Annotated in this window: 2 protein-coding genes; both read left to right on the top strand. The window is 72.0% G+C overall.

The features are described from left to right. Nucleotides 1–29 precede the first annotated feature (29 nt). Complete coding sequence (locus ACFZCY_RS28565; RefSeq protein WP_391179327.1) at nucleotides 30–21,446, top strand: SDR family NAD(P)-dependent oxidoreductase; 21,417 nt, start codon at nucleotides 30–32, stop codon at nucleotides 21,444–21,446. Nucleotides 21,447–21,502: 56 nt separating this feature from the next. After that, nucleotides 21,503–23,400: beta-ketoacyl synthase N-terminal-like domain-containing protein (locus ACFZCY_RS28560; protein ID WP_391179325.1), on the top strand; the 1,898-nt coding region annotated here is incomplete at its 3' end.

Below are 23,400 nucleotides of genomic sequence, written 5' to 3'. Positions count from 1 at the left end.
ACTCATCTCAGCACCGCGGGGACGGCGTAATGGCGACGGCGAACGAAGAGAAGTACCTCGACTACCTCAAGCGGGCCACCACCGACCTGCGCGAGGCGCGGCGGCGGCTGCGCGAGGTCGAGGAGCGCGAGCAGGAGCCCATCGCCATCGTGGCGATGAGCTGCCGCTACCCGGGCGGGGTGCGGACGCCCGAGGAGCTGTGGGAGCTGGTCGCCCGCGGCGGTGACGCGGCCTCGCCGTACCCCACCGACCGCGGCTGGGGCACGGACGTCCTCTTCGACCCCGAGCCGGACAGCGGCCAGGAGCCGTACGTCCGCGAGGGCGGCTTCCTGCACGACGCCGCCGACTTCGACCCGGAGTTCTTCGGCATCTCGCCGAGGGAAGCCCTCGCGATGGACCCCCAGCAGCGGCTGCTGCTGGAAACCTCGTGGGAGGCGTTCGAGCGCGCGGGCATCGACCCGACCACGCTCCAGGGCAGCCGGACCGGCGTGTTCGCGGGCGTCATGTACCACGACTACGCGTCCCGGCTGTTCTCGGCGCCCCAGGACGTCGAGGGCTTCCTCGGCAACGGCAGCTCCGGCTCCATCGCCTCCGGCCGCGTCGCCTACACCTTCGGCCTGGAGGGCCCGGCCGTCACCATCGACACGGCGTGCTCGTCGTCGCTGGTGGCGCTGCACTTCGCCGCGCAGGCGCTGCGCCGGGGGGAGTGCTCGCTGGCGCTGGCCGGTGGCGTCACGGTCATGGCCACTCCCGGCACGTTCACCGAGTTCAGCCGCCAGCGCGGGCTGGCCACCGACGGCCGCTGCAAGTCCTTCGCCGCTGCCGCCGACGGCACCGGCTGGGGCGAGGGCGCGGGCATGCTCCTGCTGGAGCGGTTGTCCGACGCCCGCGCCAACGGCCACCAGGTGCTCGCCCTCGTCCGTGGCAGCGCCATCAACCAGGACGGCGCCAGCAGCGGCCTCACCGCCCCCAACGGCCCGTCCCAGCAGCGCGTCATCCGCCAGGCCCTGTCCGGGGCCCGGCTCTCCGCCGGACAGATCGACGTCGTCGAGGCGCACGGCACGGGGACGACGCTGGGCGACCCCATCGAGGCGCAGGCGCTGCTCGCCACCTACGGACGCAACCACAGCGACGAACAGCCGCTGTGGCTGGGGTCGGTGAAGTCCAACATCGGCCACACCCAGGCCGCCGCCGGTGTCGCGGGCATCATCAAGATGGTCATGGCGATGCGCCACGGGGTCCTCCCGCAGACCCTGCACGTCGACCAGCCCACTCCCAACGTCGACTGGTCCGCCGGAGCCGTCTCACTGCTCACCGAGACCCGCGCCTGGCCCGACACCGGACAGCCGCGCCGCGCCGCCGTGTCCTCGTTCGGCATCAGCGGCACCAACGCCCACACCATCCTGGAGCAGGCGCCCGACCCGGCCGCCTCCGCCACCGAGGAGCCGCAGGCCACTGAAGACGGCACTCCGGCCGCGGCCCCCGCCGCCGCGCTGCCGTTGTGGACCGTCGCGGCCAAGTCCCGGTCCGCGCTGACCGCCCAGGCCGCGAACCTCCGCGCCCACCTGGACGGCCACCCCGGACTCCGGCTCGCCGACGCCGCGTTCTCCCTGGCCACGGGCCGGGCGGCCTTCGAACATCGCGCGGCGATCGTCGCCGACGACCGCGACGGCCTGGTAAGCGCCCTCGACGCGCTGACCCGCGAGGAGCCCGCACCCGGGCTGTTCGACGGCAAGGTGGCGGGCGGCAAGGTGGCGTTCCTGTTCACGGGGCAGGGCAGCCAGCGCCTCGGGATGGGACGGGAGCTGTACGACGCGTACCCGGTGTTCGCGCAGGCCCTGGACGAGGTGTGCGCCGAGCTGGACGCCCATCTGGAGCGGCCGTTGCGCGATGTCCTGTTCGGGGACGATGCCTCGGTGCTCGACCGGACCGGCTTCACCCAGCCCGCGCTGTTCGCGGTCGAGGTGGCGCTGTTCCGGCTGGTCGAGGCGTGGGGCCTGCGGTCGGACTTCCTCTCCGGCCACTCGATCGGTGAGCTGGCCGCCGCGCATGTGGCCGGCGTGCTGTCGCTGGCCGACGCCTGCCGGTTGGTGGCGGCGCGTGGCCGTCTGATGCAGGAGCTTCCGGCCGGTGGCGCGATGGTCGCGGTGCAGGCGTCGGAGGACGAGGTGGCGCCGCTGCTGACCGAGCGCGTCAGCATCGCCGCAGTGAACGGGCCCACGTCGGTGGTCGTCGCGGGCGATGAGGACGCCGCTGTCGAGATCGCGGCTTCGTTTGAGGCGCAGGGCCGTAAGACCAAGCGGCTCACGGTCAGCCACGCCTTCCACTCCCCGCGCATGGACGGGATGCTGGACGCGTTCCGCGAGGTCGCGCGGGGGCTGACGTACGAGGCCCCGAAGATCCCCATCGTGTCCAACCTGACCGGTGCCGTGGTCTCCGCCGAGGAGATCACCAGCCCCGACTTCTGGGTGCGCCACGTCCGCGAGGCCGTGCGCTTCCTCGACGGCGTGCGCGCGCTTGAGGACCGTAACGTCACGACGTTCGTGGAACTGGGCCCGGACGGCGTCCTCACCGCCATGGCACAGGACTGCCTGACCCGCGACGACGCCACCCTTGTCTCCGCGCTGCGCACCGGCCGCCCGGAGGTCCGCAGCCTGGCCACCGCCCTCGCGCAGACACACGTACGCGGCGTCTCGCCCGACTGGAACGCGGTGTTCGCCGGTACGGACACCAAGCGCGCCGACCTTCCGCTGTACGCCTTCCAGCGCGAAACGTACTGGCTGGACGCCGGTTACCCGATGGGCGACGTGGCGTCCGCCGGGCTCGGCGCCGCCGACCACCCCCTGCTGGGCGCCGCGGTGGCGCTCGCCGACACCGACGGCTTCCTCTACACCGGCCGCCTCGCCCTCGACACCCACGCTTGGCTGGCGGACCACACGGTGGCCGGTTCGGTGCTGCTGCCCGGGACCGCGTTCGTGGAACTGGCGGTGCGCGCCGGTGACCAGGTGGGATGCGATCTGCTGGAGGAGCTGACCCTCGAGGCGCCGCTGGTACTGCCCGAGGTGGGCGGGGTCCAGCTGCAGCTGTCCGTGGGCGCCCCCGACGAGGCGGGGCGGCGCTCGCTGACGGTGTACTCGCGGTCCGAGGACGCGGCCGTGGACGAGGTATGGGAGCGCCACGCCTCGGGCGTGCTGGGGTCGGGCGCGCCGTCCGCCTCCTTCGACCTGGGCGCATGGCCCCCGGCGGGCGCGGAGGAGCTGCCCGTCGACGGCGTGTACGAGGGACTGGCCGACGCCGGGCTCGCCTACGGTCCGGTGTTCCGCGGGCTGACGTCCGCGTGGCGGCTGGGCGATGAGGTCTACGCCGAGCTGGAGTTGCCGGAGGACGCACGGGCCCAGGCGGGTTCGTACGGTCTGCACCCGGCACTGCTGGACTCTGCCCTGCATGCGGTGGGTCTGGGCGGCCTGATCGACGGTGAGGACGGTGCGAGGTTGCCGTTCTCGTGGTCGGGTGTGTCGCTGCACGCGGTGGGTGCGTCGGTGCTGCGGGTGCGTCTGTCGGCTGCTGGTACGGATGCGGTGTCGTTGGCGGTGGCCGATGGTGCGGGTCGTGCCGTGCTGTCGGTGGACTCGCTGGTGCTGCGGCCCGTGGCCGTCGAGCAGATACGCGGCGCGCGGGGCGCGCGCCAGGAATCGCTGTACCGGCTCGACTGGGCCGAGGTGTCGGGCGCGGGCGCGGCGGGGCAGTGCGCGCTGCTGGGGCCCGATGTTCTGGGGCTGGCGCAGCCGTTCGACACCTACGCGGACCTGGACGCGCTGACCACGGCGGTCACCTCCGGTGCCGCCACCATGCCGGACGATGTGCTGGTCACCGTTGCCCCGGAGGGCGATGGCGATCCCGCTGCCGTACGCCGGGCCACGGCCGAGGCGCTGGAGCTGGTCCAGGCGTGGCTGAACGACGAGCGGTTCGCGGACGCCCGTCTTGCGGTGGTGACCTCGGGCGCCGTGGCCGCCGGTACGGACGAGCCGGTGACCGATCTGGCGCACGCCGCCGTGTGGGGCCTGGTGCGTTCCGCCGAGTCGGAGAATCCGGGCCGGTTCGTGCTGGTCGACGTCGTTGGCGCGGCTGATTCGCGTGCGGCGGTGTCGGGTGCGTTGGCGTCGGGTGAGCCGCAGGTGGCGGTGCGGGGTGGTGTGCTGCGGGCGCCGCGTCTGGCGCGGGCCGTGGTGGACGCCGAGCAGGCGATTGATCTCGGTGGTGCCGAGGGCACGGTGTTGGTGACCGGTGCGAGTGGCACGCTGGGTGGTCTGCTGGCGCGGCACTTGGTGGCGGAGCGTGGGGTTCGGCGGCTGCTGCTGGTGAGCCGTCGTGGTGCGGATGCGCCGGGGGCTGCCGGACTTGGTGCTGAGCTGGCCGGGTTGGGTGCCGAGGTGCGGTGGGCTGCGTGTGATGTGGCTGACCGGGACGCGCTCGCCGCGACCCTGGCGACCGTCCCCGCCGAGCATCCGCTGACGGCTGTGGTGCACACGGCGGGTGTGCTGGATGACGGTGTGATCGGCTCGCTGACGCCGGAGAGGCTGGCGCGAGTGCTGCGGCCCAAGGTGGACGCTGCCTGGAACCTGCATGAGCTGACCGCGGACCTGGACCTGTCGGCGTTCGTTCTGTTCTCGTCGGCCTCCGGTGTCTTCGGCGGCGCGGGGCAGGGCAACTACGCGGCGGCCAACGCCTACGTGGATGCGTTGGCGCAGCACCGTAGGGCGCGTGGTCTGGCCGGTACGTCCCTCGCCTGGGGGTTGTGGGCCGATGCCAGCGGGATGACCGGTGAGCTGGATGAGACCGGTGTGTCGCGGATGAGCCGGGGTGGCGTTGCGGCGCTGTCGGCTGCTGAGGGGTTGGAGCTGTTCGACGCGGCCGGCGGTGCGGGTGAGGCGTTGCTGGTGCCGGTGCGGCTGGACTTGGCGGCGGTGCGGGCTGAGGCCGCGTCGTCGGGTGTGGTGGCGCCGTTGATGCGTGGGCTGGTGCGGGTGCCGGCGCGGCGTACGGCGGAGGGTTCGTCCGCCGGGGCGGGTGCGCTGGCGCAGCGGCTGGCCGGGCTGGGCGAGGCCGAACAGCTCGACGTCCTGCTCGGGGTGGTCCGTACGCAGGTCGCCGCCGTCCTGGGCTACGGCTCAGCCGACTCCGTGGACCCCGATCGCGCCTTCCGCGACCTGGGCTTCGACTCGCTCACGGCTGTCGAACTGCGCAACCGGATGAACGCGGCCACCGGGATGCGGCTCCCCGCCACACTGGTCTTCGACTACCCGACCTCCCTCGTCCTGGCCGAGCACCTGCGGGACGAATTGGCGGGAACGCGAGGCCAGTTGGCCGTACCGGCGTCGACCGTCGGCGCCGTCGACGACGAGCCGATCGCCATCGTCGCCATGAGCTGCCGCTTCCCGGGCGGGGTACGCACCCCCGAGGAGCTGTGGCAGCTACTGGCCTCCGGCCAGGACGCGATCTCCGGCTTCCCCGTCGACCGCGGCTGGGACCTGGACACGATCTACCACCCGGACCCCGAGCACCCGGGCACCTCGTACACCCGCGAGGGCGGCTTCCTGCACGACGCCGCCGACTTCGACCCCACCTTCTTCGGGATCTCGCCGCGCGAGGCCCTGGCCACCGACCCGCAGCAGCGACTGCTGCTGGAGACGTCCTGGGAGGCGTTCGAGCGCGCGGGCATCGACCCGACGACCCTGCGCGGCAGCCGGACCGGTGTCTTCGCGGGCGTCATGTACCACGACTACGCCACGCTCGTGGAACAGTCGCCCGACGGCGGTGGTGAGGGCGCGATCGGCTCCGGTAGCACCGGCTCCATCGCCTCCGGGCGCGTCGCGTACGCCCTTGGCCTGGAAGGCCCGGCGGTCACGGTCGACACGGCCTGCTCGTCGTCGCTCGTCGCCCTGCACTGGGCCATGCAGGCCCTGCGGGCCGGCGAATGCTCGCTCGCGCTGGCCGGTGGCGTCACGGTGATGGCCACCCCCGCCACCTTCATCGGCTTCAGCCGCCAGGGCGGCCTGTCCGCCGACGGCCGCTGCAAGGCGTTCTCGGCGGACGCGGACGGCACCGGCTGGGCTGAGGGCGCGGGCATGCTGCTCGTGGAACGGCTGTCCGACGCGCGGAAGAACGGCCACCCCGTGCTGGCGGTCGTACGCGGCAGCTCCGTCAACCAGGACGGTGCGAGCAACGGCCTGACGGCGCCGAACGGCCCGTCGCAGCAGCGCGTCATCCGCCAGGCGCTGGCCGGTGCCGGGCTCTCCGCTGCGGATGTGGACGCGGTCGAGGCGCACGGTACGGGGACGACCCTGGGCGACCCGATCGAGGCGCAGGCGCTGCTCGCCACGTACGGTCGCGACCGGTCCGAGGACCAGCCGCTGCTGCTCGGCTCCATCAAGTCCAACATGGGCCACACGCAGGCGGCCGCTGGTGTCGCGGGCGTGATGAAGATGGTCCTCGCCATGCGGCACGGGGTGCTGCCGCAGACCCTGCACGCGGGCGAGGCGTCGCCGCACGTCGACTGGTCGGCGGGCGCGGTGTCGCTGCTGACGGAGCAGACGCGGTGGCCGGACACCGGGCGTCCGCGCCGGGCGGGTGTGTCGTCGTTCGGCATCAGCGGCACCAATGTGCACACGATCATCGAGCAGGCCCCGGTCGAGGCGGCTGGCTCGACGGATACGGAAACCGCTCCCGACGCCGCGCCTGCGCTCGCCTGGCTGGTCTCCGGCCGCAGCGCGGCCGCACTGCGCGCCCAGGCCGAGCGCCTGGCCGCGCACGTGCACGACCACCCCGACCTGCGCCCCGTCGACCTCGGCTACTCCCTCGCGACCACCCGATCCGCCTTCGACCACAGCGCGGCGGTCGTCGCCGAGGACCGCGCCGCGCTGCTGGCCGGTCTGGAGGCGCTGGCGAGGGGCGAGTCGGCATCGGGGCTCGTCGAGGGCTCCGTGGCCGGTGGGCGGGTGGCGTTCCTGTTCACTGGGCAGGGTAGCCAGCGGCTCGGGATGGGTCGTGAGCTGTATGACGCCTATCCGGTGTTCGCGGAGGCGCTGGATGCGGTGTGCGATGCGCTGGATGCGCATCTTGAGCAGCCGCTGAAAACGGTGCTGTTCGGGGACGACGCCTCGGCGCTGGACGAAACTGATTACACCCAGCCTGCGCTGTTCGCGGTTGAGGTGGCGCTGTTCCGGCTGGTCGAGGCGTGGGGTGTGAAGGCGGACTTCCTGTCCGGCCACTCCATTGGTGAGCTGGCTGCGGCGCATGTGGCGGGTGTGTTGTCGCTTGCGGACGCGGCGAAATTGGTGGCGGCGCGTGGGCGGTTGATGCAGGAGCTTCCGGCCGGTGGCGCGATGGTCGCGGTCCAGGCGTCGGAGGACGAGGTGTTGCCGCGGCTCACCGACCGGGTGAGCATCGCCGCCCTCAACGGGCCGACGTCGGTCGTGATCGCGGGTGACGAGGATGCGGCTCTGGAGATCGCGGCGGGCTTTGAGGCGCAGGGTCGTAAGACGAAGCGGCTTACGGTCAGCCATGCGTTCCACTCGCCGCGCATGGACGGGATGCTGGACGCGTTCCGTGCGGTGGCCGAGGGGCTTTCGTACGAGGCACCCCGCATCCCGATCGTCTCCAACCTGACCGGTGATGTCGTCTCCGCCGAGGAGATCACGACGCCTGACTTCTGGGTGCGGCACGTCCGCGAGGCGGTCCGCTTCCTCGACGGTGTGCGCACCCTGGAGGCCCAGGGCGTCACCACGTACGTCGAGCTGGGCCCCGACGGGGTGCTCACCGCCATGGCGCAGGAGTGCGTGACCGGGGACGGTGCCGCGTTCGCGTCCGTCTGCCGCAAGGGCCGTCCCGAGGCCGAGGCGTTGCTGTCGGCCCTCGCGCGGGCGCATGTGCGGGGCGTGGCGGTGGACTGGGATGCCGTCTTCGCCGGTACGGGCGCCGCTCGGGTCGACCTGCCGACGTACGCGTTCCAGTACGAGCGCTACTGGCCGCAGGTCTCGGCCGCCGCATTGGGCGGTACGGCCGGGCTGGGGCTGGCGGCCGTGGATCATCCGCTGGTGGGGGCTGCGGTTCCGCTCGCGGGTGGTGATGGGCTGCTGTTGACCGGGCGGTTGTCGGTGCAGACGCATCCGTGGCTGCTCGATCACGTGGTGATGGGTTCGGTGCTGCTGCCGGGCACGGCCTTTGTTGAGCTGGCGGTGCATGCTGGTGATCAGGTCGGTTGTGATCTGGTGGAGGAGCTGACACTGGAGGCGCCGTTGGTGCTTCCCGAGGTGGGTGGCGTTCAGCTTCAGGTGTCGGTGGGTGCGGCCGATGGTGCTGGGCGTCGTTCGGTCGAGGTGTATTCGCGGCTCGAGGATGAGCCGTGGGTGCGGCATGCCTCGGGTGCGTTGGTGGAGGGAGCGTCGTCCGGGTCGTTTGATCTGGGCGTGTGGCCTCCGGCGGGTGCGACGCCGGTTGAGCTGGGTGGTCTGTATGAGGGCATGGCGGAGCTTGGCCTTGCCTACGGCCCGGTGTTCCAGGGGTTGAAGTCCGCCTGGCGGCTGGGTGATGAGGTCTTCGCCGAGCTGGAGCTTGCCGAAGAGGCGGGTGCTTTCGGTCTGCACCCGGCGCTGCTGGACTCTGCCCTGCATGCGGTGGGTCTAGGTGGCCTGATCGACGGTGAGGACGGTGCGAGGTTGCCGTTCTCGTGGTCGGGTGTGTCGCTGCACGCGGTGGGTGCGTCGGTGCTGCGGGTGCGTCTGTCGGCTGCTGGTACGGATGCGGTGTCGTTGGCGGTGGCCGATGGTGCGGGTCGTGCCGTGCTGTCGGTGGACTCGCTGGTGCTGCGGCCGGTGGCCGCTGAGCAGATCAGCGGTGCGCGGGGCGGGCGTCAGGAGTCGTTGTTCCGCCTGGACTGGGCTGGCCTGCCCGCCACCGTGTCCTCCGCGCCCGTACCGACCTCCCGCTGGGCTGTGCTCGGCTCGGACGACCTCGGGCTCGGGGCGGCCGGTGCCGACATCGTCACGTACCCGGATCTCGCCTCGCTGACCGGGACGCCGGAACTCGTCTTCGTGTCGCCTTCCGTGGACGGCGGCGAGGACGTGGCCGGGGCGACGCACCGGGCCACGGCCGAGGCGCTGGAGCTGGTCCAGGCATGGCTGGGCGACGAGCGGTTCGCGGATGCGCGGCTGGTCGTCCTCACCTCGGGCGCCGTAGCCGCCGGGGCCGACGAGACGGTGGCCGATCTGGCGCAGGCCGCCGTGTGGGGTCTGCTGCGTTCGGCGCAGGCCGAAAACCCGGATCGCTTCGTGCTCGTCGACATCGACGGCCAGGACGCGTCGTTCCGCGCGCTGTCCGCCGCGCTCGCCTGCGGCGAGGCGCAGCTCGCGCTGCGTGCCGGGGCGGTGCGCGTGCCGCGTCTGGCGCGGGCGGTCGCGGATGTCGAGCAGGCGGCTGATCTCGGTGGTGCCGAGGGCACGGTGTTGGTGACCGGTGCGAGTGGCACGCTGGGTGGTCTGCTGGCGCGGCATTTGGTGGCGGAGCGTGGCGTACGGCAACTGCTGCTGGTGAGCCGTCGCGGTGCGGATGCGCCGGGGGCTGCCGGACTCGGTGCCGAGCTGGCCGGGTTGGGTGCCGAGGTGCGGTGGGCCGCGTGTGATGTGGCGGACCGGGACGCGCTGGCCGAGGTGCTGGCGGCGGTTCCGGCTGAGCATCCGCTGACGGCCGTCGTCCACACGGCGGGTGTGCTGGACGACGGTGTGATCGGCTCGCTGACCGCTGAGCGGCTGACCGCCGTACTGCGCCCGAAGGTGGACGCGGCCTGGAACCTGCACGAGCTGACCGCGGACCTGGACTTGTCGGCGTTCGTTCTGTTCTCGTCGGCTGCTGGTGTCTTCGGCAACGCCGGGCAGGGCAACTACGCCGCTGCCAACGCCTTCCTGGACGCGCTGGCGCAGCACCGTAGGGCGTCCGGTCTGGCCGGTACGTCCCTGGCCTGGGGCCTGTGGGCGGACTCCAGCGCGATGACCAGCGCCTTGGATGAGGCGGACGTGTCCCGGATGAGCCGGGGTGGTGTGCTCGCCCTGTCGGCCGCCGAAGGGCTGGAGCTGTTCGACGCCGCGGGCCGCTTCGGCGAACCGCTGCTCGTACCGATGTCGCTGGACATGGCCGCGCTCCGGGCGCAGGCGGCCGGCGGCGCGCTGCCGTCGCTGTTCCGTGGGCTGGTGCGTGCGCCGGCGCGGCGTACGGCGGAGGGTTCGTCCGCCGGGGCGGGTGCGTTGGCGCAGCGGCTGGCCGGGCTGGGCGAGGCCGAACAGCTCGACCTGCTGCTCGACCTGGTCCGCACGAACGTCGCGGCGGTGCTCGGATACGCCGGTCCGGAGACCGTCGAACCCGGTCGCTCCTTCCGTGAACTGGGCTTCGATTCGCTGACGGCGGTGGAGCTGCGGAATGCGCTGGGTGCGGCGAGTGAGCTGCGGTTGCCTGCGACGTTGGTCTTCGATTATCCGACGCCGGTGGTGTTGGCGGAGTTCTTGCGTGCGGAGCTTGGTGGTACGGCGGCTGCGGTGGCCGGGCCGGTGGTGGTGTCGGCCGCTGATGATGAGCCGATTGCCATTGTGGGGCTTGGCTGTCGTTATCCGGGTGGGGTGGAGACTCCGGAGGATCTGTGGCGGCTGGTCATGGAGGGCCGGGACGCGATTTCGGAGTTCCCGGCCGACCGTGGCTGGGACCTGAGCGGCCTCTTCCACGAGGACCCCGACCACAGCGGTACGAGCTATGCCCGCGAGGGTGGCTTCGTGGAGGAAGCGGGCCACTTCGATCCGGCCTTCTTCGGGATTTCGCCGCGTGAGGCGCTGGCGATGGATCCGCAGCAGCGGTTGTTGCTGGAGACGTCGTGGGAGGCGTTCGAGCGCGCGGGTATCGACCCGGGTGTGCTGCGCGGCAGCCGCACCGGTGTGTTCGCGGGCGTGATGTACCACGACTACGCCTCGCTGCTGGAGCGCGTACCGGAAGGCGTCGAAGGCTTCCTCGGTACGGGCAACGCGGCGAGTGTGATTTCGGGGCGGTTGGCGTACACGTTTGGGCTTGAGGGTCCGACGATCACGGTGGATACGGCGTGTTCGTCGTCGTTGGTGGCGTTGCATCTGGCGGTGCAGGCGTTGCGGAACGGTGAGTGTTCGCTGGCGTTGGCCGGTGGTGTGACGGTGATGGCGACTCCGGCGCCGTTTGTGGAGTTCAGTCGTCAGCGTGGGCTTGCGGGCGATGGCCGGTGCAAGGCGTTCTCGGCGGACGCGGACGGCACGGGGTGGTCCGAGGGTGCGGGCATGCTGCTGGTGGAGCGGCTGTCCGATGCGCGGAAGAACGGCCATCCGGTGTTGGCGGTGGTGCGGGGTTCTGCGATCAACCAGGACGGTGCGTCGAATGGTCTGACGGCGCCGAATGGTCCGTCGCAGCAGCGCGTCATCCGGCAGGCGCTGGCGAATGCTGGTGTGTCGGCGTCCGAGGTGGATGCTGTCGAGGCGCATGGCACGGGTACGTCGTTGGGCGACCCGATCGAGGCGCAGGCGCTGCTGGCCACGTACGGCCAGGAGCGCGACGGCGACGGACCGCTGTGGCTGGGGTCCATCAAGTCGAACATGGGCCACACGCAGGCCGCCGCCGGTGTCGCGGGCATCATCAAGATGGTCATGGCGATGCGGCATGGAGTGCTGCCGCGGACGCTGCACGTGGATGAGCCGTCGCCGCATATCGATTGGTCTGCGGGTGCGGTGTCGCTGCTCGGTGAGGCGCGGGAGTGGCCGGACTCGGGACGTCCGCGGCGTGCGGCGGTCTCGTCGTTCGGGTTCAGCGGTACCAATGCGCACACGATCATTGAGCAGGCGCCGGTCGTTGACGAGGGCGAGACGCCGCGCGAGGTAGCGGTGACGCCTGAGGTGACGCCCTGGGCCCTGTCCGGCAGGTCCGCCGACGCGCTGCGTGCGCAGGCCGTGCGGTTGCTCGCCCACGTGGAGGAGCGGCCCGAGCTGCCGCTGACCGACCTCGGCTACTCGCTCGCGGTGACGCGCGCCGCGCTGGACCACCGTGCGGTGGTGGTCGGTGAGGACCGGGCCGCGCTGGTCGCGGGCCTGGAGGCGCTGGCGAGGGGCGAGTCCGCTGCGGGGCTCGTGGAGGGCTCGGTGGCGGACGGCAAGGTGGCGTTCCTGTTCACGGGTCAGGGGAGCCAGCGGCTGGGGATGGGGCGTGAGCTGTATGACGTCTATCCGGTGTTCGCGGAGGCGCTGGATGTGGTGTGCGATGCGCTGGATGCGCACCTTGAGCGGCCGTTGAAGACGGTGCTGTTCGGGGATGACGCGGCGGTGCTCGACCAGACGGCGTTTACTCAGCCTGCGTTGTTCGCGGTTGAGGTGGCGCTGTTCCGGCTGGTCGAGGCGTGGAGTGTGAAGCCGGACTTCCTGTCCGGGCATTCGATCGGTGAGCTGGCCGCTGCCCATGTGGCGGGTGTGCTCTCGCTCGCGGACGCGGCGAAGTTGGTGGCGGCGCGTGGGCGGTTGATGCAGGAGCTTCCGGCCGGTGGCGCGATGATCGCGGTGCAGGCGTCGGAGGACGAGGTGGCGCCGCTCCTCACCGAGCGTGTCTCGATCGCTGCCCTCAACGGTCCGATGTCCGTCGTGATCGCGGGCGACGAGGATGCGGCTCTGGAGGTCGCGGCGGGCTTTGAGGCGCAGGGTCGTAAGACGAAGCGGCTTAGGGTCAGCCATGCGTTCCATTCGCCGCGTATGGACGGGATGCTGGACGCGTTTCGGGAGGTGGCGCAGGGGCTGTCGTACGAGGCGCCGCGTATCCCGATCGTGTCGAACCTGACCGGTGACGTCGTTTCCGCTGAGGAGATCGCGACTGCCGACTTCTGGGTGCGGCACGTCCGCGAGGCGGTTCGCTTCCTCGACGGTGTGCGCATCTTGGAGGCTCAGGGCGTTACGACGTACGTCGAGCTGGGTCCGGACGGTGTGCTCACCGCCATGGCCCAGGAGTGCGTGACCGGTGACGGTGCCGCGTTCGCGTCCGTCTGCCGTAAGGGCCGTCCCGAGGCCGAGGCGTTGCTGTCGGCTGTCGCGCGGGCGCATGTGCGGGGCGTGGCGGTGGACTGGGATGCCGTCTTCGCCGGTACGGGCGGGGCTCGGGTCGAGCTGCCGACGTACGCCTTCCAGCGCCGCCGGTACTGGCCCCAGGCGTCGGCGTACGGCGTCTCGGGCACGGCGGGGCTCGGACTGGCCGCCGTGGATCACCCGCTGGTGGGGGCCGCTGTGCCGCTCGCGGGTGGTGATGGGCTGCTGCTGACGGGACGGCTGTCGGTGCAGACGCATCCGTGGCTGCTCGATCACGTGGTGATGGGTTCGGTGCTGCTGCCGGGCACGGCCTTTGTTGAGCTGGCGGTGCATGCTGGCGATCAGGTCGGTTGTGGCCTGGTGGAGGAGCTGACGTTGGAGGCGCCGTTGGCGCTTCCTGAGGTGGGTGGCGTTCAGCTTCAGGTGTCGGTGGGTGCGGCCGATGGTGCTGGGCGTCGTTCGGTCGAGGTGTATTCGCGGCTCGAGGATGCGGCTGCGGATGAGCCGTGGGCGCGGCATGCCTTGGGTGCGTTGGCAGAGGCCGCCTCGGCTGCGCCGTCCGATCTGGGTGTGTGGCCTCCGGCGGGTGCGACGCCGGTCGGGCTCGACGGCCTGTATGAGGGCATGGCGGGTCTGGGGCTGGCGTATGGTCCGGTGTTCCAGGGGTTGAAGTCTGCCTGGCGGCTGGGTGATGAGGTCTTCGCCGAGCTGGAGTTGGCGGAGGACGCGCGGTCCGAGGCGGGTGCGTTCGGTCTGCATCCGGCATTGCTGGATTCGGCGTTGCATGCGGTGGGTCTGGGTGGCCTGATCGACGGTGAGGGCGGGGCTCGGTTGCCGTTCTCGTGGTCGGGTGTGTCGTTGCATGCGGTGGGTGCGTCGGTGCTGCGGGTGCGTCTGTCGGCCGCTGGTACGGATGCCGTATCGCTGGCGGTGGCTGATGGTGCGGGTCGTGCCGTGCTGTCGGTGGACTCGCTGGTGTTGCGGCCGGTGGTGGCCGAGCAGATCAGCGGTGCGCGGGGCGGGCGTCAGGAATCGCTGTTCCGCCTGGAGTGGACCGAGGTTGCCTCTCCGGCAGCTGCGAACGCGCAGGTGGGCGATGGTTGGGCGGTGCTTGGCTCCGAGGGTCTGTTCGGTACTGGAGTGGCCGCGTACGCGGATCTGGACGCCCTGGGCGCGGCGATCGAGTCGGTCGATGAGGCGATCGTCGACTTCACATCGCTCGATGGGGATGGCGGCCCGGCCGCCGTTCACCAGGCCACTGCCAGGGCGCTGGAGCTGATCCAGGCGTGGCTGAACGATGAGCGCTTCGCAGCCGCCCGCCTTGTGGTGCTGACCTCGGGCGCGGTGGCCACCCAGGCCGGTGAGCCGGTGGCGGACCTGGCAGGCGCTGCGGTGTGGGGTCTGCTGCGCTCGGCGCAGTCGGAGAATCCGGGCCGGTTCGTGCTGGTCGACGTCGTTGGCGCGGCTGATTCGCGTGCGGCGGTGTCGGGTGCGTTGGCGTCGGGTGAGCCGCAGGTGGCGGTGCGGGATGGTGTGCTGCGGGCGCCGCGTCTGGCGCGGGCCGTGGTGGACGCCGAGCAGGCGATTGATCTCGGTGGTGCCGAGGGCACGGTGTTGGTGACCGGTGCGAGTGGCACGCTGGGTGGTCTGCTGGCGCGGCATCTGGTGGCGGAGCGTGGGGTTCGGCGGCTGCTGCTGGTGAGCCGTCGCGGTGCGGATGCGCCGGGGGCTGCCGGACTTGGTGCTGAGCTGGCCGGGTTGGGTGCCGAGGTGCGGTGGGCCGCGTGTGATGTGGCGGACCGGGATGTGCTGGCCGAGGTGCTGGCGGCGGTTCCGGCTGAGCATCCGTTGACGGCTGTGGTGCACACGGCGGGTGTGCTGGATGACGGTGTGATCGGCTCGCTGACGCCGGAGAGGCTGGCGCGAGTGCTGCGGCCCAAGGTGGACGCGGCCTGGAACCTGCATGAGCTGACGGCGACTGCCGATCTGTCGGCATTTGTGGTGTTCTCGTCGGCTGCCGGTGTCTTCGGTAACCCTGGGCAGGGCAACTACGCGGCGGCCAACGCCTACGTGGATGCGTTGGCGCAGCACCGTAGGGCGTCTGGTCTGGCCGGTACGTCCTTGGCGTGGGGTCTGTGGGCCGATGCCAGCGGGATGACCGGTGAGCTGGATGAGACCGGTGTGTCGCGGATGAGCCGGGGTGGCGTTGCGGCGCTGTCGGCTGCTGAGGGGTTGGAGCTGTTCGACGCGGCCGGCGGTGCGGGTGAGGCGTTGCTGGTGCCGGTGCGGCTGGACTTGGCGGCGGTGCGGGCTGAGGCCGCGTCGTCGGGTGTGGTGGCGCCGTTGATGCGTGGGCTGGTGCGGGTGCCGGCGCGGCGTACGGCGGAGGGTTCGTCCGCCGGGGCGGGTGCGCTGGCGCAGCGGCTGGCCGGGCTGGGCGAGGCCGAACAGCTCGACGTCCTGCTCGGGGTGGTCCGTAGCCAGGTCGCCGTCGTGCTCGGCCACGACTCGACGGACACTGTGGAGCCGCACCAGTCCTTCCGCGATCTGGGCTTCGATTCGCTGACGGCGGTGGAGCTGCGGAATGCGCTGGGTGCGGCGAGTGAGCTGCGGTTGCCTGCGACGTTGGTCTTCGATTATCCGACGCCGGTGGTGTTGGCGGAGTTCTTGCGTGCGGAGCTTGGTGGTACGGCGGCTGCGGTGGCCGGGCCGGTGGTGGTGTCGGCCGCTGATGATGAGCCGATCGCGATCGTCGGGCTTGGTTGCCGTTATCCGGGTGGGGTGGAGACTCCGGAGGATCTGTGGCGGCTGGTCATGGAGGGCCGGGACGCGATTTCCGAGTTCCCGACCGACCGTGGCTGGGATCTCGACGGCCTGTACCACCCGGACCCGGATCACCCCGGCACCTCGTACTCCCGCGAGGGCGGCTTCGTCGATCGCGCGGGCCACTTCGACCCGACGTTCTTCGGGATTTCGCCGCGTGAGGCGCTGGCGATGGATCCGCAGCAGCGGTTGCTGCTGGAGACGTCGTGGGAGGCGTTCGAGCGCGCGGGTATCGACCCGGGTGTGCTGCGCGGCAGCCGTACGGGTGTGTTCGCCGGAGTCATGTACCACGACTACGCGTCCTCGCTCCCGGCGCTGCCGGAAGGCGTTGAGGGATTCGTCGGCACCGGTAATGCGGCGAGTGTGATTTCGGGGCGGTTGGCGTACACGTTTGGGCTTGAGGGTCCGACGATCACGGTGGATACGGCGTGTTCGTCGTCGTTGGTGGCGTTGCATCTGGCGGTGCAGGCGCTGCGGAACGGTGAGTGTTCGCTGGCGTTGGCCGGTGGTGTGACGGTGATGGCGACTCCGGCGCCGTTTGTGGAGTTCAGCCGTCAGCGTGGGCTTGCGGGCGATGGCCGGTGCAAGGCGTTCTCGGCGGACGCGGACGGTACGGGGTGGTCCGAGGGTGCGGGCATGCTGCTGGTGGAGCGGCTGTCCGATGCGCGGAAGAACGGTCACCCGGTGTTGGCGGTGGTGCGGGGTTCTGCGATCAACCAGGACGGTGCGTCGAATGGTCTGACGGCGCCCAACGGCCCGTCGCAGCAGCGCGTCATCCGGCAGGCGCTCGCCAACGCCGGGCTTTCCGCCGCCGAGGTGGACGCCGTAGAAGCGCACGGCACGGGTACGTCGTTGGGCGACCCGATCGAGGCGCAGGCGCTGCTCGCCACCTACGGTCAGGAGCGCGACGCGGACCGGCCCCTGCTGCTCGGTTCGATCAAGTCGAACATGGGCCACACGCAGGCCGCGGCCGGAGTCGCGGGCATCATCAAGATCGTGATGGGCATGCGGCACGGGACGCTGCCGCGGACGCTGCACGTGGATGAGCCGTCGCCACACATCGATTGGTCTGCGGGTGCGGTGTCGCTGCTGAGCGAGGCGCGGGAGTGGCCCGAGTCGGGTCGTCCGCGGCGTGCGGCGGTGTCGTCGTTCGGGTTCAGCGGGACGAACGCCCACACGATCATTGAGCAGGCGCCGGTCGTTGCTGATGATGAGGCACCGCGCGAGGTGGCAGTCACGCCTGGCGTGACGCCGTGGGCCCTGTCGGCGAAGACCGCCGACGCGCTGCGCGCCCAGGCCGTACGCCTCCGTTCGCACCTGGACGAGCACCCGGAGATCGCTGCGGGCGACCTCGGCTACTCCCTCACGACCACGCGTGCCGCGCTGGATCACCGTGCGGTGGTGGTCGGTGAGGACCGTGCCGGGCTGGTCGCGGGCCTGGAGGCGCTGGCGCGCGGGGAGTCCGCTGCGGCGCTGGTTGAGGGCTCGGTGTCGGACGGCAAGGTGGCGTTCCTGTTCACGGGGCAGGGGAGCCAGCGGCTCGGTATGGGCCGTGAGCTGTACGACGCCTATCCGGTGTTCGCGGAGGCGCTGGATGTGGTGGGCGATGCGCTGGATGCGCACCTTGAGCGGCCGTTGAAGACGGTGCTGTTCGGGGATGACGCGGCGATGCTCGACCAGACGGCGTTTACTCAGCCTGCGCTGTTCGCGGTTGAGGTGGCGCTGTTCCGGCTGGTGGACGCGTGGGGTGTGAAGGCGGACTTCCTGTCCGGGCACTCCATCGGTGAGCTGGCCGCTGCCCATGTGGGGGGCGTGCTCTCGCTCGCGGATGCCGCGAAGCTGGTGGCCGCTCGTGGGCGGTTGATGCAGGAGCTTCCGGCCGGTGGCGCGATGATCGCAGTCCAGGCCGCCGAGGATGAGGTGTTGCCGCTGCTCACCGAGCGGGTGAGCATTGCTGCCCTCAACGGGCCGGCGTCGGTCGTGATCGCGGGTGATGAGGACGCGGCTCTGGAGGTCGCGGCTGGTTTCGAGGCGCAGGGTCGTAAGACCAAACGGCTCACGGTCAGCCATGCGTTCCACTCGCCGCGCATGGACGGGATGCTGGAGGCGTTCCGTGAGGTGGCGCAGGGGCTTTCGTACGAGGCGCCGCGCATTCCGATCGTGTCGAACCTGACCGGTGACGTCGTTTCCGCTGAGGAGATCGCGACTGCCGACTTCTGGGTGCGGCATGTCCGTGAGGCGGTGCGGTTCCTCGATGGTGTGCGCACCCTGGAGGCTCAGGGCGTTACGACGTATGTCGAGCTGGGTCCGGACGGTGTGCTCACCGCCATGGCCCAGGAGTGCGTGACCGGTGACGGCATCGCCTTCGCCGCGACCTGCCGCAAGGACCGTCCCGAGGCCGAGACGCTGACGACGGCCCTCGCGCGGGCGCACGTCCGCGGCGTGGCGGTGGACTGGGCGGCGTTCTTCGCCGGGACCGGTGCGTCCCGCGTCGACCTGCCGACGTACGCCTTCCAGCGCGAGCGTTACTGGCTGGAGGCCCCCGCCGGGGCCGTGGGCGACGTGGCGTCGGCCGGTCTCGGCTCCGCCGATCACCCCCTGCTGGGTGCGGCGGTGGACCTGCCCGACTCCGAGGGCTTCCTCTTCACGGGTCGGCTGTCGCTCCGTACGCATCCCTGGCTGGCCGATCACGCCGTCATGGACACCGTGCTGCTGCCGGGGACGGCCCTGGTCGAGCTGGCGGTCCGGGCCGGTGACCAGGTCGGTTGCGACCAAGTCGACGAACTGACCCTCGAAGCGCCGCTGGTGCTCCCCGAGCGCGGCGCGGTGCAGCTGCGCGTCTCCGTGGACGAGCCCGACGGTGCCGACGGACGGCGTGCGCTGCACATCTACTCGCGCCCGGAGGACGCCGCCGACGAGCCGTGGACCCGGCACGCGGCCGGTGTGCTCGCCACCGGCACCGGCACCGGCACCACCACCGGCACCGGCCCGGCCGCTGCTGCGCCGAGCGGCATGGTGGAGTGGCCCCCGGCCGACACCGACGACACGGCCGTCGAGCCGATCGACGTCGACGGCCTGTACGACGGCTTCGCCGCGCTCGGCCTCGCGTACGGCCCGGTGTTCCAGGGGCTGAAGGCCGCCTGGCGGCGCGGTGACGAGGTGTTCGCCGAGGTGGCGCTCGCCGAGGGGCAGCAGGGCGAGGCCCGTGCGTACGCCTGCCATCCGGCGCTGATGGACGCCGCGCTGCACGCGGTGGGCCTGGGCGGGTTCTTCCCGGCCGAGGAGGCGGGACAGGCCCGGCTGCCGTTCTCGTGGGACTCTGTACGGCTGCACGCGGTCGGTGCGACCGCTCTGCGGGTGCGGGTTTCCCCAGCAGGGCAGAGCGCCGGGCAGGGCGCCGTGGCGCTGGAGATCACCGACGAGGCCGGTGCCCCGGTGGTGTCGGTCGGCTCGCTCGCGCTCCGGCCGCTGGACCCCGGGCAGTTCGCCGCCGGTCCGCGCGGCCACCATGAGTCGCTGTTCCGCATCGACTGGGCTGCCCTGCCCGCGTCCGACGAGGGGAACGACGGCGCCCTGTGGGCCGTCCTGGAGAACACCGGCGGCGGTGACCTGAAGATCACCGCGGCGCTGGCCGACACCGGGATCGAGGCCGAGACCTACGCGGGCCTGTCCGCCCTCGGCGAGGCGGTGGAGGCCGAGGGGATCGCGCCCGACGTAGTCCTCGTACCGTGCCTGCCCGACCTGCGCACGTCCGGGGACGGGGACACCGCAGCGGCCACCCGTACCGTGACGCTGCGGGCGCTGGCTCTGGTCCGGGAGTGGCTGGCCGACGAGCGGTTCGCCGACTCCCGGCTCGTGCTCCTCACCCGGGGCGCCGTGGCCGTCGCGGACGGGGAGAACACCGAAGGCGTGGACGACCTCACCCACGCCGCCCTCTGGGGCCTGGTGCGGTCGGCGCAGGCCGAGCACCCGGGCCGGTTCGTGCTGGCCGATGTGGACGGCGACCCGGCCGGTGGCGCCCATGGCGGCGCGCTCCCGGCGCTGCTGGCGGCGCTGCGGTCGGACGAGCCGCAGTTCGCCGTACGGGCCGGCGCCGCGTACGCACCGCGGCTGGCCCGCGTGGCGGCGCTGGACGAGGCGGCCGTGCCCGGCCTCGACCCGGCGGGCACGGTGCTGGTCACCGGCGCGTCCGGCACCCTGGGCGGGCTGCTGGCCCGCCACCTGGTGACCGAGCGCGGCGCCCGGCAACTGCTGCTGACCAGCCGCCGTGGCGCCGAGGCGGCGGGCGCCACCGAGCTGGCGGCCGAACTCATGGAGCTGGGCGCCCAGGTCACCTGGGCGGCGTGTGACGCGGCCGACCGGGACGCGCTCGCCGCCGTCCTGGCCGGCATCCCCGCCGAACACCCGCTGACCGCCGTGATCCACGCGGCGGGCGTGCTCGACGACGGGACGATCGAATCCCTCACCCCCGAGCGCGTCGAGCGGGTGCTGCGGCCGAAGGTCGACGCGGCGTGGAACCTGCACGAGCTGACCCACGGTCTCGACCTCGCCCAGTTCGTGCTGTTCTCCTCGGCGGCCGGTGTCTTCGGCAACCCGGGGCAGGGCAACTACGCGGCGGCCAACACCTTCCTGGACGCCCTCGCCCAGCACCGGCGCGGCCAGGGTCTCCCCGCCGTCTCGCTGGCCTGGGGCCTGTGGGACGACGAAGCGGGCACGGCCGATGGTGGCATGGCGTCCACCCTCGCCACCGCCGACCGGCAGCGGATGAACCGCGGCAGCATGAACGCGCTCGGCAGCGCCGAGGGCCTGGCCCTGTTCGACGTGGCCGGGCTCGCCGGACACGGGGTGCTGATCCCCGCCGCCCTGGACATCGCCGCACTGCGCGCCCAGTCCACCACTGGCGTCGCGCCGCTGCTGCGCGGGCTGATCCGTACCCCGGTGCGGCGCGCCGCGGCCGGTGGTGGCGGGGCGGACGACGCGACGGGCCTCGCCGAGAAGCTCGCGGGCATGTCCGCGGCCGAACGGGACCGCTTCCTGCTCAACCTGGTGTGCGCCCAGGTGGCCACCGTGCTCGGCTACGGCAGCGCGGCGGCCATCGAACCCGGCGCGGCCTTCAAGGACCTGGGCTTCGACTCGCTCACCGCCGTCGAACTCCGCAACCGGCTCGGCGCGGCCACCGGCCTCCGGCTCCCGGCCACGCTGATCTTCGACTATCCGACGCCCGACGCCCTCGCCGACCATCTGCGCGCGGAACTTCCGCACGGGGACGGCGGCGGTACGTCGGTGTTCGGCGAACTCGACCGGCTGGAAGCCGCCCTGGCGGGGGCCGCGGACGACAGCGTCACCCGCTCCAGGATCACCATGCGCCTCCAGGCCCTGCTGGCGAAGTGGAACGACGCGCAGGACACGGCCGCCGACGGCGCCACCGACGACAACGACCTCGAATCCGCAACCGACGATGAGCTTTTCGACCTGCTCGACGACGAACTCGGCTCCTCCTGAAAGGGAGCGTCTGGAACTCATGAGCACCACCTCCCCCTTCGCAAGGAGCCGACGCAATGGTGAATAACGAGGACAAGCTTCGCGACTACCTCAAGCGGGCCACCGCCGACCTGCGTCAGGCCCGCCGTCAGCTGCGCGAGGTCGAGGAGCGGCACCAGGAGCCCATCGCGATCGTCGCGATGAGCTGCCGCTACCCGGGTGGCGTCCGCACCCCCGAGGAGCTGTGGCGGCTCGTCGCGGGCGGTGAGGACGCCATCTCCGGCTTCCCCACGGACCGCGGCTGGGACATCGAGTCGCTGTACGACGCCGACCCCGACCAGGCGGGCGCCAGCTATGTGAGCGAGGGCGGCTTCCTCTACGACGCGGGCGGCTTCGACCCCACCCTCTTCGGCATCTCGCCGCGTGAGGCCATGGCCATGGACCCGCAGCAGCGGCTGCTGCTGGAGTCGTCGTGGGAGGCGTTCGAGCGCGCGGGCCTCGACCCGACCGCGCTGCGCGGCAGCCGCACCGGCGTGTTCGCGGGCGTCATGTACCACGACTACACCTCGCGGCTCGACTCCGTGCCCGAGGGCGTCGAAGGGTTCCTCGGCACCGGCAGCTCCGGCAGCATCGCGTCCGGCCGGGTGTCGTACACCTTCGGCCTGGAGGGCCCGGCCGTCACCGTCGACACGGCGTGCTCGTCGTCCCTGGTCACCCTGCACATGGCGGTGCAGGCGCTGCGCAACGGCGAATGCTCGCTGGCGCTCGCGGGCGGTGTGACCGTGATGGCCACGCCGTCGACGTTCACCGAGTTCAGCCGTCAGCGCGGGCTCGCCGCCGACGGCCGCTGCAAGCCGTTCGCGGCCGCCGCCGACGGCACCGGCTGGGGCGAGGGCGTCGGCATGCTGCTCGTGGAGCGGCTGTCGGACGCCCGGAGGAACGGCCACCCGGTCCTCGCCATCGTGCGCGGCTCGGCCGTCAACCAGGACGGCGCGTCGAACGGCCTGACGGCGCCCAACGGCCCGTCCCAGCAGCGCGTCATCCACCAGGCGCTCACCAACGGCCGCCTCGGCGCGGCCGACGTCGACGCCGTCGAGGCACACGGCACGGGGACGACGCTGGGCGACCCGATCGAGGCGCAGGCGCTGCTCGCCACGTACGGCCAGGACCGGCCCGAGGGGCGGCCGCTGCTGCTCGGCTCGATCAAGTCCAACGTCGGCCACACCCAGGCCGCCGCCGGTGTCGCCGGGATCATCAAGATGGTCATGGCCATCCGCCACGGCGTCCTGCCCAAGACGCTGCACCTCGACGAGCCCACCCCGCACGTGGACTGGTCGGCGGGCGCGGTGTCGCTGCTCGCCGAGACCACACCGTGGCCCGAGACCGACCGGCCGCGCCGCGCCGCCGTGTCGTCCTTCGGCTTCAGCGGCACCAACACGCACACCATCCTGGAGCAGGCCCCCGCCGAGGAGGACGCGGAGACGCCCGCCGAGGAACCCCCGTCGAAGCAGCTCGACGTGGTGCCGTGGGCGGTGTCCGGCAAGAGCGCGGCCGCGCTGCGCGCCCAGGCGCAGCGGCTGCTGAACCACCTTGAGGCCGACCCCGCGCTGCGCCCGCTGGACGTGGGCCTGTCGCTCGCCACGACGCGGGCACAGCTGGACCACCGCGCCGTCGTACGAGGCCGGGACCGCGACGAACTGCTCGCCGGGCTCGGCGCGCTGGCCGACGGCGGCATGGCGTCGGGCGTGGCGCAGGGGGCCGTCGTCGGCGGCCGCACGGCGTTCGTGTTCCCGGGGCAGGGCTCGCAGTGGGCGGGCATGGCGGTCGGGCTGATGGACGCCTCCCCGGTGTTCGCCGCCCGGATCGAGGAGTGCGCTGCGGCGCTCGCGGAGTTCACCGACTGGTCGCTGGTGGAGGTGCTGCGCGGTGCCGAGGGCGCGCCGTCGCTGGAGCGCGTCGACGTGGTCCAGCCGGT

Source organism: Streptomyces sp. NPDC007983 (genome assembly GCF_042958345.1).
In the GTDB taxonomy this organism is placed as follows: Bacteria; Actinomycetota; Actinomycetes; order Streptomycetales; family Streptomycetaceae; genus Streptomyces.
This window is presented reverse-complemented; position numbering and strand designations above follow the sequence as displayed.